This window comes from Xanthobacter sp. NM-59, from assembly GCF_021401125.1.
Classification (GTDB): domain Bacteria; phylum Pseudomonadota; class Alphaproteobacteria; order Rhizobiales; family Xanthobacteraceae; genus Xanthobacter.
Window position 1 is genome coordinate 52,522 of record NZ_JACBFQ010000010.1, and the last position, 12,330, is coordinate 64,851.

Sequence of the window (12,330 nt, forward strand, 5' to 3'; positions counted from 1 at the left end):
CTATATGCCATGGCGGCCATTCACCGGACATCCTCCAGCCTTTTCACGCCCTCGCGGTTCCGCCGAGAGCCCGCTGCACGGCATGGCGAAGGGCGCTCCGGGTTGGCCTGTTCCGCGCCGAGGTGAGAGATGCGCATTCTGCTGGTGGAAGACGACCCGATTCTCGGCACGGCCGTGCGTGACCAGCTCGTGGCCGATGGACACGGCGCCGATTGGGTGACCCGCCTCGGCGAGGCCGATGCCGCCCTCCATGCCGCCGTGTTCGAGCTCGTGCTCCTGGATCTCATGCTGCCGGACGGGCGCGGGTCCGATTTCCTGAAGCGCATTCGCGCCGCCGGCGATGTGACCCCGGTGATCGTCCTCACCGCCCGCGACCAGATCTCCGACCGCATCGCCGCCCTCGACGCGGGCGCCGACGATTATCTGGTGAAACCGTTCGACCTCTACGAGCTCTCCGCCCGCATCCGCGCGGTGGGGCGGCGCTATGCGGGCAATCCCAACCCGCTCGTCACCGTCGGCGATCTCGAAATCGACCTTGCCGCCCGCTCGGTCCGCCGCGGCGGGCGCGCCATCTCGCTCACCGCGCGCGAATGGTCGCTGTTCGAGGCGCTGGTGCAGCGGCCCAACCAGCTCATGTCCAAGCCCCAGCTGGAAGAGCGGCTTTATTCGTTCGACGCGGAAGTGGAGAGCAACACCATCGAAGTCTACATCGCCCGCCTGCGTAAGAAACTGGGCGCGGACGCCATCGAGACCGTGCGCGGCATGGGCTATCGCCTGGGCACGCCGGGAGCGGGCGCGTGAACGCAGCCCGCCCCGCCCGCCGCTGGAGCCTGGGCCGGCGCCTGGGGCTCTGGCTCGCTGTTTCGGTCACCGCGCTCTGGCTCGCGGCGGCGACGGTGGCCGGCCTGGTGCTGCGCCGCGAGATCGACGACGTGTTCGACAGCGCCCTCGAAGAGGTGGCCCAGCGGGTGCTGCCCCTCGCCTATTCCGAACTCCTCTCCCGCGAGGACGGCGACGCCCCCCAGCGCATGGCGCCCATCGGCACCCACCGCGAATACATCTCCTACGTGGTGCGCGACGCGGCCGGGCGCGAGCTGCTGCAATCCAGCGACGCCGACCTGATGGACATTCCGCGTGCGCTTGCCCCCGGCTTCCACACCACCCACCATTTGCGCACCTTCACCATCTCCGCCGTGCAGGGCACCATCTCGGTCACCACGGCCGAGCATCTCGGCCACCGCAAGAACGCGGTGCGCAGCGCGGTAATGGCGCTCATCTGGCCGCTGGTGGCGTTGGTGCCCATCGCGCTGGTCGCCGTCTGGCTCGCCATCCGCCTGTCCCTGAGGCCGGTGGTGGCCTTCCGCACCGCCATCGAGGCCCGGGGCCGGGGGAACCTGTCCGCCGTGGCGGCGTCCGGGCTGCCGGAGGAGATCGCGCCGGTCGCCTCTTCGGTGAACGCCTTGCTGGAGCGCCTGCGCGGCGCGCTGGAGGCGGAGCGCGGCTTCACCGCCAACAGCGCCCATGAGCTGCGCACTCCCATCGCCGCCGCTCTGGCGCAGACCCAGCGCCTGATGGCGGAGCTGCACGAAGGGCCGGAACGCGAGCGCGCACGGGCCATCGCCACGGCGCTGAAACGCCTCTCGCGCCTGTCGGAAAAGCTGCTCCAGCTCGCCAAGGCCGAAGGCGGCGGCCTTTTGGCCGAGGCCCCCGCCCCCCTCGCCCCGGTGCTGCGCCACGTGATCGAGGAGATCTCGCGCCAGAGCGAGCAGGCCGACGACCTTGACGTGCTCATCCCAACCGAGGGGGGCCCGGTCTCCGACATCGATCCCGACGCCTTCGCCATCCTGGCCCGCAACCTGATCGAGAACGCCCTCAAGCATCGCGCCCCCGACACGCCGGTGACGGTGCGGCTGGCCGAGGACGTGCTGGACGTCTCCAATGCCGGCGCCGTGGTGCCGGCCAGCGAACTCGAGCGTCTGACCCGGCCTTTCGAGCGTGGCCCCACCCAGGCCGACGGCTCGGGCCTGGGCCTCGCCATCGGCGCCGCCGTGTGCCGCGGGGCGGGGCTGAGCCTGGAGCTGGCCTCGCCCGTTCCCGGCCGCTCCGATGGCTTCCGGGCCACCGTGCGCTTTCCCACCGCCAAGCTGACGGGAAGCTGAACGGTCCTCGGCACCGGGTTCAGGTCGCTGTCAGGTGCGGGCGCAAGGATGCCGCCGAACACCGCCAACCGGGAGGCTTTCCATGAAGACCCGCGTGAAGACCTACGTGAAAACCCGCACGCTGATCGGCGCGAGTGTTCTTCTCCTCGCTTCGGGCAGCGGCATCGCCCTCGCCGGATCGGACATCACCGCCCCGGCGCCCGCCAGCCAGGAGCGGCAGCAGCGGCATGAGCGGAGCGGGCAGCACGGACAGCGGGGGGCCTCCACGCGCGCCGACGCAAGCCGCCACGCCGACGCGCGCTCCATGCGTGAGCGCGGCCACGCCCCGCGTCACCACGATCACGTCCGCGCGGATGACGACGGTCACCATCACCGCATGCGGATGGCGCAGGCTGCGGCGGAACCGATGGCCGGTACGCCATGGCCCGACGGCGGCCGCGGCGATGCGGGGCCGAGGGGCCCCGCGCGGTAACCCCGCTCCGCCAAGGGCGTTCCCAGCCCCTCGGCCGGTGGCGCGGGCCATGCGAGGCCCCGCGCCCGGACCTCGGCTTGAATGCCCGCGCGACACCGTTACGCGCGGCGCCAGCTGGCACGAGGAGGCGGGCCCCGACAGCGCAAACCGAGGCACAGGACCCGGCATCGGTACCGGACTTGAGCGCCCTCAATGCAACATCAGGTGCTTTCAGGTGTCGTGGCTTGAGGTTATGCCTGACCCACGGTCAAAGGCGACTCGCGCGCCCACGGAGATTGAGACACGCAGACATGCGACACATCAAGCTGGCCCTTTTCGGCATCCTCGTCCTCATGTCGGTGCTCTGGATCGCCGCCGAGCCGGGAGCGTTCCAGCTCCGGGGCCTTTTTCCGGTGCGCACCGTGGCCGTCCAATATACCGGCGTGCTCGCCATGGCCGTCATGAGCGTGGCCATGATGCTCGCCCTGCGCCCGCGCTGGCCCGAGCGCTGGCTGGGCGGCCTCGACAAGATGTACCGGCTGCACAAATGGCTGGGCATCACCGCCCTCGTCGTCTCGGTCGTCCACTGGCTCTGGACCCAGGGCCCGAAATGGGCGGTGGGCTGGGGCCTGCTGGAGCGCCCGCCGCGCGGCCCGCGCCCGCCCATTGAGAACCCCGTGGAAGCCTTCTTCTCAACCCTGCGCGGCACGGCCGAGAGCGTGGGCGAGTGGGCCTTCTACGCCGCCGTGGCGCTGATCGTCCTGGCGCTGATCCGCGCCTTTCCCTACCGCTGGTTCTACAAGATCCACCGGCTGCTCGCCGTGGCCTATCTGGTGCTGGCGTTCCATGCCGTGGTGCTGCTGACGTTCGCCGACTGGATGACGCCGCTGGGCGTGGTGATGGCCCTGCTGCTCGCCGGCGGCACCTATGCGGCGGTCGTGGTGCTGCTGCGCCGTGTGGGCGCCGCGCGGCAGGTGAAGGGGCGCATCGCGCAGCTCACCTATTTTCCCGGCGTGAAGGCGCTCGAGACCATCATCGACGTGCCCAACGGCTGGCCGGGCCACCGCCCGGGACAGTTCGCCTTCGCCATGTCCGATGCCTCGGAGGGTGCCCACCCCTACACCATCGCTTCCGGCTGGCACCCCGACCAGCCACGCATCACCTTCGTGACCAAGGCCCTGGGCGACCATACCGGCCGCCTCAAGGACAAGCTGCGCGTGGGCCAGGAAGTTCGCATCGAAGGCCCCTATGGCTGCTTCACCTTCGACGACGACTGCCGCACCCAGATCTGGATCGGCGGCGGCATTGGCATCACGCCATTCCTCGCCCGCATGAAGCACATGGCCATGCACACCGATGCCCCCGACTGGCCGCAGGGGCAGGTGGCGCACCTCTTCCACACCACCAGCGACGTGGACGAAGATGCGCTCGCCCGGCTGGCGGGGGATGCCGAGGCCGCCAATGTGCGCCTGCACTTGCTCATTAGCGGGCGCGACGGCCGCCTGACCGGCGCGCGCATCCGCGAGGTGGTGCCCGATTGGCGTGAGGCCAGCATCTGGTTCTGCGGCCCCGCCGGCTTCGGCTCCGCCCTGCGCGCCGATTTCGCCGCCCAGGGCATTCCGGTGGAAAAAAGGTTCCACCAGGAGCTGTTCGATATGCGCTGACGCGTCGGCGCGCCTGGAAAGCTCGCGCGCTCTAAGAGCTGACGCCGAGGACCGCGGAGCTTGGCTCACGGCCCTTGGCCACGCGCCTGGGTGGTCGCCGTCCACATCGGGCCGTCAGGTCACGACAAGAACAAGCGTCCACCCGATAGGAAAACGCGGAAAACGAACTAGAAGTCCTTCTCGATGATGGAGCGCTTGCTGCCCAGGCCGGTGAGGGAAAGCTGAAGCTGCGCCAGGACCGAGCGCACGAAGGTGCCCGTCTGCCGGCATTTTTTCAGATTCTCCGGCGTATCCTTCTTCAGCGCCTCGCCGGTTGCCTGGCCGATGGGGGACGCCACGATCCAGGCGCGGTCGACATCCACGCCCACCTCGCGCGCGGCGGCATCGGCGGTGGCGGTCAGGCGCCGGACCTCGTCCAGGCTCACCGGGGGCAAAAAATCGGGCTTCGAGAATTCGCGGGCCGCCTCGGTGCAGCCCTTCACCGCGAAATACATGGCATAGAGGAACTTCAGGTGCCCTTCGGCCACCATGCGCCGCCTGGCCAGGTCCGCACCCGGCTCTTCAGCCCGGCCCTCGGGCGCGGAGGAGGAGGAGGCGGCGGAGGAGGCGGAGGAGGCGGCAAGGGCCATGCGGCCCGGTCCCATCCCCACCGCCACGACCACCAGCATCAATGGCACCACGCGCTTCATCTTGTCGGTCCAGGCCATCGCGTCGTTGAAACTCCGGCTCAGGTTCGCGCCGGGCGGCAGGCCAGGAGGCCGTCGCCGGTCCCAATGCGCCTGGCTCCGCGGCCGCGTCCCCCATCACGGTCGGCGTCGGGCGAGCGGGGGCAGACCAGCTCGAACCGGCAGCCGCCGCCGGGCGCTTCCACCACCCGAACAGTGAAGTCATGGAGTGCGGCAATGGCCGCGACGATGCTGAGGCCCAGCCCGTTGCCATCAATGTGCCGTTCCGGGGCCGAGCGGTAGAAGCGCTTGAACACCTGGTCCCGCTCCTGCACCGGAATGCCGGGCCCGGTATCCTCCACGCTGATCACCGGTGCGCCCTCCACCTCCTGAAGCCCCAGCCGCACGGCGCCACCCTCGGGCGTGAACTTCACGGCATTGTCCACGAGGTTGGCCACGGCTTCGAAGATCAGGTCGCAATCGCCGGTCACCACCGCATCCCGCGCCGAGATGTCGACGGTCATGCGGATCGCCTTTTCCTCCGCCGTCGGCTCATAGAGCTCAGCCACCTCGCGCAGCATCGGGGCGAGGTCGAAGGGCTGGAAAGCAGCCCGGCGGCGCTCGTGCTCGATCTCGCCGATGCGCAGCACGGCGGTGATGAGGGCCAGGGTCTGGTCGAGCCAGACCAGCGCCTGGTCGATGGTCTGCTGGAACTCCTCGATGCTCCGCGCCCCGTCGCGGCTGCGCTCCAGCCGCGCGCGCAGGCGGGTGAGCGGCGTGCGCAGGTCATGGGCAATGCTGTCGCCCACCCCGCGCACCTCGTCCATGAGCCGCTCGATCTCCGCCAGCAGCACATTCACGCCGGCGGACAGCCGGTCGAATTCATCGCCCGTCCCGTTCACCGGCAGGCGATGCTGCAGATCCCCGCGCATCAGCTTGGCAAGCACCGCTTCGACCGAGGACACGCGCCGGCGGGCCTGCGCGGCCAGCACCACGCCGCCGAGAATGGAGAGCAGCAGCGTCGGCGCCGCCGCCAGCGCCAGGGCCCGCATCATCACGCTGCGGCCACGCTGCACCTCGTCCAAATCGTGGGCGACCACCAGTCGCTGCCCGTCGTCGAGCCGCACGGCCACCGCCCGAAGCTCCTCGGAAACGCTCTGCCCGGCAAGCTGCACCGTCATCTGGATGCGCCGGGCGACGCCGTCGGTGGGCAGCCCCGCCGGGAAGTATCCCAGATTGCCGGCGACCGGCCGCCCATCGGGCGCGAACAAGGCGGCGAAGCGCACGCTGTGCAGGTCTTCCATCAGCCACATCTGCAGCCGGTGCGCGCTTTCCGCGGGGGCCGCGGCGGCGAACTGCGCCTCGTGCAGCACCATATGGTCGAGCTGCTCGCGCGCGAACGTCACCGTGCGCCAATACACGAAGGCGAACAGAGCGAGCGAAAGCAGCGCCGACCAGAGCGCGATGGCGAATGCCCAGCGAAAAGCGGTGGTCTTGAAGAGACTATGCATCGGGGCTGAAGACGAAGCCGACACCGCGAACGTTCTGGATCAGGCTCGGCTCACCCGGTCCATCGAGCTTGTGCCGCAGACGCCCGATATGGACATCCACGAGATTGGATTTCGGCACGAAATTATAGTTCCACACATCCTGGAACAGCATGGCGCGCGTGATGGTCTGGCCCGGGCGCCGCATCATGTATTCCAAAAGTCTGTATTCGCGCGGCAAAAGCTCGATCTCGCGCCCGCCGCGCTTGGCGGTGGAGGAGATGAGGTCCAGCTCCAGCGAGCCCACACGCAGCAGGGTTTCCTTCGGCTCCGCCGGCCGCCGCAGCAGCGCCTCGATGCGCGCCGCCAGCTCGGCGAAGGCGAACGGCTTGACGAGGTAGTCATCCCCGCCCGCGCGGAGACCGCGAATGCGCTCGTCCACGCTGCTGAGCGCGCTCAGCACCAAAGCCGGCGTGCGCACCCCCTCGCTCCGCAAATCCTGAAGCACGCTCAACCCGTCCCGCCCCGGCAACAGCCGGTCGGTGACGAGAATGTCCCAGCTCCGGTCCCGGGCGAGGTCGAGGCCGGTGGGGCCGGTGTCAGCCCACTGCACCTCGTGCCCGCGCCCGCGCAGGTCCGCAACCACCTCCTCGGCGGTTTCCCGGTCATCCTCGATCAATAATACCTTGGCCATCCCACGTCCTTCGCCGGTTTTTCCTCGCATGGCCGGCTGATGCCTAAAGTCATAGCGCATTCCCGGGCGAGATAACTCTAAACTCGAATTTAATGGCTCCGATCGGCGCCATGACGTTTAAAGACATCGCTGCGATCCGCTGCCGGGCCTGTGTGGCCGGTGAACGGAAGAGGTGCGCCTGTCGAATGACGCCACCCTCGTGCAGACGAAGCAAATCGGCGATCCGCATCACATGACGACAACTGTCTGCGTGGACTGAAGACGCATGAATACAATTCAAAAAGGCATTATCGTCAGTGCTGCACTCGCCGCGCTGGGCGCAACCGCCTCCCATTACATACCGCCCGCCGCCACCGCGGCGCCGCCGGCGAATGCCGCGCAGGCCGCGCCCCCGCAGGTCGACGGCAATGTGGTGAGCCTGGCCCCCCAGCTGCGTGAGGAGCTCGGCATCACCACCGCCAAGGCGCAAGAGCGCGAGATCCGGAAGGTCATCCGCACCCCCGGCATGGTCGCCTTCGACGAGCGGCGCGTGGCCCGTGTGAAGCCGCGCACCCAGGGGCGCGTGCTGTCCCTCGCCGTGCGTCCCGGCGACCAGGTGAAGGCTGGCGCGGTCCTTGCCACCCTCGACGCCAGCGGCGTGCTCGACGCGCGCAATGGCCTCGCCGCCGCCAAGGCGGCCCTGGCGGAGGCGCAGGTTGCCGCCAAGATCGCCGAGACCGCGCTCGACCGTGGCAATGTCCTCATCCAGAACGGGCGCGTGGCGCAGATCGACCTGGAGCGGCGGCAGGTGGATGCCGCCAAGGCCCGCGCCGCCGTCCAATCCGCCCAGGCCCAGGTGGACCTTTACGCCGCCCAGTATGAGCGCCTGGCTCCCCCACCGGGGGAAGATCCCGGCACCAGCGCCATCATCTCCCCCATTTCCGGCGTGGTGGTGGACCTGGCCGTGACCCTCGGCGACGTGGTGGACACGGGCCGCGACGCCCTCACCATCGCCGACCCCTCGCAGGTGCTGGTGAAGGCCAACCTGTTCGGCGACGACATCGCGGTCGTGAAGGCCGGCGACCCGGCCGTGGTGACGGCGCCCGGCGTGGTGGAGCGGCAATATGAAGGCCGCGTCGCCTCGGTGAACCCGGCGCTCGACCCCACCACCAACACCGCCCCCGCGCGCATCGAGATCGCCAATCCCGGCGGGGCGCTGAAGGCCAACATGTATGTCACCGCCGAGATCACCGCCGATCTCGGCCGGCGCGGCGTCACCGTGCCCGCGGGCGCCGTCCAGCAGACCGAGGACGGCCCCGTGGTGTTCGTGGAGCGCCCCGACGGCACGTTTGAGCGCCGCCCGGTGAAGCTCGGCCTGCAGCGCACCGACTGGGTGGAGCTGCGCGAGGGTGTCGCCGCCGGCGAGACCGTGGCCGGCACCGGCAGCTTCGCCTTGAAGGCGGTGCTGCTGCGCGCCCTGCTCGGCTCCGAGGAGTGAGGACACATCCATGAAAGCCTGGTTCTCCCTCCTCATCGCCCGCCGCCGGCTCATCCTGGTGCTGGTGCTGGCCGGTGCCATTGCCGGCCTCATCAGCGTCAAATCCCTTTCGGTGGACGCGGTTCCCGACATTTCGCCCAAGCAGGTGATGATCCTCACCCAGTCGCCCGGCCTCGGCCCGCTGGAGGTGGAACGCCTCGTGACCTTCCCGGTGGAGAACGCCCTGGCCGGCGCGCAGGGACTGGAGAGCGTGCGCTCGGTGTCCCGGTTCGGCGTCTCGGCGGTCTACGCCACGTTCGAGGAAGGGATGCCGCTCGCCCAGGCGCGCGACGACGTGTTCCAGCGCCTCACCCAGGCCAAGGCCATGATGCCGCCCGGCGTGGGCGATCCGCAGATGGGCCCCATGGCCACCGGCCTCGGCGAGGTCTATCAGTTCGAGGTGCGCGGGCCCGGCTATTCGCCCATGGCCCTGCGGCGCCTGCTGCAATGGACCATCGCGCCCCGCCTGCGCCTCACCCCCGGCGTCGCCGACGTGAACATCTATGGCGGCGAGATGCCCACCTATGAGGTGCGCGTCTCGTCCGACGCCCTGCGCCGCTACGGCGTCACCATGGCCCAGCTCTTCGCCGCGCTGGAGCAGAACAATTCCGCGCGCGGCGGCGCCTATCTCAGCCACAACGACCAGCAGGAGGTCATTCGCGGGCTTGGCCTGGTGAAGACCATGGACGATATCGCCGAAATCGTGGTGGCCACCGGCGAAGGCGGCGTGCCCATCACCGTGCGCACCCTGGGCGAGGTGGTGGAGGCCCCCAAGGTGCGCCTGGGCGCGGTGACCCACGATGCCGCCGGCGAGACCGTGGTGGGCGTGGTGATGATGCAGTACGGCGCCAATGCCAGCGCCGTGGTCAACGCCATCAAGGAAACGGTGGCCGACCTCGACGCCCAGTTGCCGCCGGGGGTGGAGATCCGCCCCTTCTACGACCGGTCCACCCTCGTGGAGCGCACCATCACCACGGTGACGCACAATCTGGTGGAAGGCGCGGTGCTGGTCATCGTGGTGCTGCTGCTGATCCTCGGCAATCTGCGCGCGGGCCTCATCGTGGCGGCCGCCATCCCGCTGTCCATGCTCATCGCCTTCGCCGGCATGCGGGCGCTGGGCCTTTCCGGCAACCTCATGAGCCTGGGCGCCATCGACTTCGGCCTGATCGTCGACGGCGCGGTGGTGATGATCGAGAACGTGATGCGCCGCCGGGCCGAGGAGCCGGGCCGCAATGCCTATGAGGTGATCCGCGATGCCACCACGGAGGTGGCCAAGCCCATCGCCTTCGCGGTGGCCATCATCATCGTGGTCTATGTGCCGATCCTGTCGCTGGACGGGGTGGCGGGCAAGATGTTCCGCCCCATGGCCATCACCGTGATCCTGGCGCTCGCCGGATCGCTGGTGCTGACCATGACGGTGGTCCCCGCCCTGGCCGCCCTGTTCCTGGCGCGCGGGCGCATCAATGAGCATGAGACGCGGCTCGTGCGCGGCGCCCGCTGGCTCTACACGCCCACGCTCCAGCGCGCGACCCGCCATCCGGCGATGACGGTGGCGCTGACGCTCGCGGTGTTCGGCGTCAGCGTGTTCCTGGCGAGCCGGCTGGGCGGCGAGTTCCTGCCCAAGCTGTCGGAGGGCTCCATCGTCATCACCTCGGAGAAGCTGCCGGGCATCAACCTCGAAGCGTCGATCCGCACGGTGACGCGCATGGAGCAGGTGTTGAAGGAGTTTCCCGAGGTCAAGCGCGTGGTGTCCCTCACCGGCAGCGCCGAGATCCCCACCGACCCCATGGGGGTCGAGGCCACCGACACCTTCATCACCCTCAACGACCCCTCCACCTGGACCACCGCCCACACCCAGAACGAGCTGGTGGCCGCCATGGACGAGCGCTTGCGGGCCAAGGTGCCCGGCGTCTCCTTCAGCTTCTCCCAGCCGATCCAGATGCGCATGGACGACCTGTTGGAAGGCATTCGCGGCGACGTGGCCATCAGCCTCTATGGCGATGACCTGAAGGTGCTGCGCGAGAAGGCAGACGAGATCGTGCGGGTGGTCTCCGGCATCGAGGGCGCCGCCGACGTGAAGGCGGAATCCCAGGCGGGCCAATCCTCCTTCTCCATCACCATCGATCGCGCCATGGCCGCGCGCTACGGCATCAACGTGTCCGAGATCCTCGACGTGGTCGAGAGCATCGGTGGGCGCACCGCCGGCATGGTCTATGGCGACGACAATTCCATCACCGACATCGTGGTGCGGGTGCCGCCCGAGGACCGGGGCGATGCCGAGCGGCTGCGCAACCTGCCGGTGGGCCGCTCCGGGCGCGCCATGGTGCCGCTGTCCCGCGTCGCCTCGGTGGAAGTGGCCTCAGGCCCGGCCCAGATAAGCCGCGACCGCCTGCAGCGCCGCATCTCGGTGCAGGCCAATGTGCGCGGCCGCGACGTGCAGAGCTTCGTGGCCGAGGCGGAAGCCGCCGTCGCCGCGAAGGTAAAGCTGCCGCCGCGCTATTCCATGGTCTGGAGCGGCCAGTTCCAGAACATGCAGGCGGCAACCGCGCGGCTCGCCATCGTGGTGCCGGCAGCCATGGCGGCCATCGCCGTGGCGCTGGTGGTGATGTTCGGTGACGCGCGGGTCGCGGCGCTCATCTTCCTCAACGTGCCGGTGGCGGCCACGGGTGGCATCATCGCGCTCTATCTGCGGGACATGCCGTTCTCCATCTCCGCCGCCATCGGCTTCATCGCCACCTTCGGCATCGCCATCCTGAACGGCGTGGTGCTGATGAGCTATGTGCGCGACGAGGAGGCGCACGGCCTCTCGCCCCGCGCCGCCGCCCAGAAGGCCGCCGCCATGCGCCTGCGGCCGGTGATGATGACGGCCCTGGTGGCCAGCCTCGGCTTCCTGCCCATGGCGGTGTCCACCAGCGCCGGCGCCGAGGTGCAGCGCCCGCTCGCCACCGTGGTCATCGGCGGGCTGGTCTCGGCCACCCTGCTCACCCTGGTGGTGCTGCCGGTCATCTACCCTTACGTCGCCACCTTCGACTTCCGCCGCCCCTGGGCGCGCCAGGCCCGCCGCCGGCATTGGCCGGGGCAGCCGGCAGCCCCGGCGAGCGCCCCGGCCCGGATCGAGGAGCACGCCGCATGAACGCGTCCGCGCTCCGCGCCAGAACCGCGAAAGCAAGGCCCGCGTCGCCTGCGGCCGGCCCCTTCCCCTTCATTCCAAAAGGAAAAATAAAATGAAGAACTCCATCCGCATGCGGCCGACCATGTCGGCGGGAGCAGCCCTCGCGTCGGTGATGCTGCTGTCCGTGCCCCTGGCCGACACCGCCAACGCCCTTGATCCTCGCCCGCAGACCTACCGCGCGCGGGCCAAGCACGACTTCCGCGATGTCCAGCTGGGGCTCTGCCATCCGGCGAACGGCAGCGGCAACGCGAAGTCCACCAAATGCAGCGAGGCCCGCCGGCAGCTCGAAGTGAAACAGGACGGCAACGCCAAATAAACAAACCGTCCTGCCCACCCCAGGGCCGCAGGCCGAGCGCCACAGGCGACCCGCCTCGCGTCGGCGGCCTTGGGGAAGGGGGCTGAGAGCGTTTTCGCGCGAGGTGGAGACCCGTCAAGAAAGCTTAGGAAGTGGCTTGTCGTGCGGAATGCAAAACAAAGCCCCCACGAGATCTCCCTGTCATCCACGACCAAGCGTTTATTTGG

General features: G+C 69.4%; 10 protein-coding genes. 7 read left to right on the forward strand and 3 right to left on the reverse strand.

Going from position 1 to position 12,330, the window contains the following annotated elements; translation table 11 throughout:
• Positions 1-129: 129 nt before the first annotated feature.
• The 4 genes from L0966_RS16850 to L0966_RS16865 all read left to right on the forward strand — a co-directional run bounded on the left by L0966_RS16850 (position 130) and on the right by L0966_RS16865 (position 4,274).
• The gene (locus L0966_RS16850) at positions 130-801 is read left to right on the forward strand and encodes a response regulator transcription factor (RefSeq protein ID WP_234053130.1); all 672 of its coding nucleotides are present in this window, start codon (positions 130-132) and stop codon (positions 799-801) included.
• Positions 798-2,159: a histidine kinase dimerization/phospho-acceptor domain-containing protein gene (locus L0966_RS16855; protein WP_234053131.1), complete on the forward strand. Its 1,362-nt coding sequence runs from the start codon at positions 798-800 to the stop codon at positions 2,157-2,159. Before L0966_RS16850 ends, L0966_RS16855 begins: the two co-directional genes overlap by 4 nt.
• Before the next feature lie 82 nt (positions 2,160-2,241).
• Complete coding sequence (locus L0966_RS16860) at positions 2,242-2,631, forward strand: hypothetical protein (protein WP_234053132.1); 390 nt, start codon at positions 2,242-2,244, stop codon at positions 2,629-2,631.
• Between the two features lie 290 nt (positions 2,632-2,921).
• Positions 2,922-4,274 carry a ferric reductase-like transmembrane domain-containing protein gene (locus tag L0966_RS16865; protein WP_234053133.1) on the forward strand — a complete coding sequence of 451 codons (1,353 nt, stop codon included), beginning with the start codon at positions 2,922-2,924 and terminating at the stop codon, positions 4,272-4,274.
• Between the two features lie 167 nt (positions 4,275-4,441).
• Here the strand turns inward: L0966_RS16865 and L0966_RS16870 are convergent, their stop codons facing one another.
• The 3 genes from L0966_RS16870 to L0966_RS16880 are packed head-to-tail and all read right to left on the reverse strand — an operon-like array spanning position 4,442 to position 7,120.
• The gene (locus L0966_RS16870; RefSeq protein ID WP_234053134.1) at positions 4,442-4,981 is read right to left on the reverse strand and encodes a hypothetical protein; all 540 of its coding nucleotides are present in this window, start codon (positions 4,979-4,981) and stop codon (positions 4,442-4,444) included.
• A gap of 20 nt (positions 4,982-5,001) precedes the next feature.
• Positions 5,002-6,450, reverse strand: a complete 1,449-nt coding sequence (locus L0966_RS16875; protein ID WP_234053135.1) for a HAMP domain-containing sensor histidine kinase — start codon at positions 6,448-6,450, stop codon at positions 5,002-5,004.
• Positions 6,443-7,120: a response regulator transcription factor gene (locus tag L0966_RS16880; RefSeq protein WP_234053136.1), complete on the reverse strand. Its 678-nt coding sequence runs from the start codon at positions 7,118-7,120 to the stop codon at positions 6,443-6,445. Before L0966_RS16880 ends, L0966_RS16875 begins: the two co-directional genes overlap by 8 nt.
• Before the next feature lie 265 nt (positions 7,121-7,385).
• Here L0966_RS16880 and L0966_RS16885 point away from each other — a divergent pair, with 265 nt between their 5' ends.
• The 3 genes from L0966_RS16885 to L0966_RS16895 all read left to right on the forward strand — a co-directional run bounded on the left by L0966_RS16885 (position 7,386) and on the right by L0966_RS16895 (position 12,124).
• Positions 7,386-8,597 carry an efflux RND transporter periplasmic adaptor subunit gene (locus L0966_RS16885; protein WP_234053137.1) on the forward strand — a complete coding sequence of 404 codons (1,212 nt, stop codon included), beginning with the start codon at positions 7,386-7,388 and terminating at the stop codon, positions 8,595-8,597.
• 10 nt (positions 8,598-8,607) lie between these two features.
• Complete coding sequence (locus L0966_RS16890) at positions 8,608-11,769, forward strand: efflux RND transporter permease subunit (protein WP_234053138.1); 3,162 nt, start codon at positions 8,608-8,610, stop codon at positions 11,767-11,769.
• A gap of 91 nt (positions 11,770-11,860) precedes the next feature.
• Positions 11,861-12,124: a hypothetical protein gene (locus L0966_RS16895; RefSeq protein ID WP_234053139.1), complete on the forward strand. Its 264-nt coding sequence runs from the start codon at positions 11,861-11,863 to the stop codon at positions 12,122-12,124.
• Positions 12,125-12,330 lie beyond the last annotated feature (206 nt).

Coding starts and splice junctions, on each gene's coding strand:
- L0966_RS16850 (WP_234053130.1), top strand. CDS start 130: ATGCGCATTCTGCTGGTGGAAGACGACCCGATTCTCGGCACGGCCGTG.
- L0966_RS16860 (WP_234053132.1), top strand. CDS start 2,242: ATGAAGACCCGCGTGAAGACCTACGTGAAAACCCGCACGCTGATCGGC.
- L0966_RS16865 (WP_234053133.1), top strand. CDS start 2,922: ATGCGACACATCAAGCTGGCCCTTTTCGGCATCCTCGTCCTCATGTCG.
- L0966_RS16870 (WP_234053134.1), bottom strand. CDS start 4,981: ATGGCCTGGACCGACAAGATGAAGCGCGTGGTGCCATTGATGCTGGTG.
- L0966_RS16875 (WP_234053135.1), bottom strand. CDS start 6,450: ATGCATAGTCTCTTCAAGACCACCGCTTTTCGCTGGGCATTCGCCATC.
- L0966_RS16880 (WP_234053136.1), bottom strand. CDS start 7,120: ATGGCCAAGGTATTATTGATCGAGGATGACCGGGAAACCGCCGAGGAG.
- L0966_RS16885 (WP_234053137.1), top strand. CDS start 7,386: ATGAATACAATTCAAAAAGGCATTATCGTCAGTGCTGCACTCGCCGCG.
- L0966_RS16890 (WP_234053138.1), top strand. CDS start 8,608: ATGAAAGCCTGGTTCTCCCTCCTCATCGCCCGCCGCCGGCTCATCCTG.
- L0966_RS16895 (WP_234053139.1), top strand. CDS start 11,861: ATGAAGAACTCCATCCGCATGCGGCCGACCATGTCGGCGGGAGCAGCC.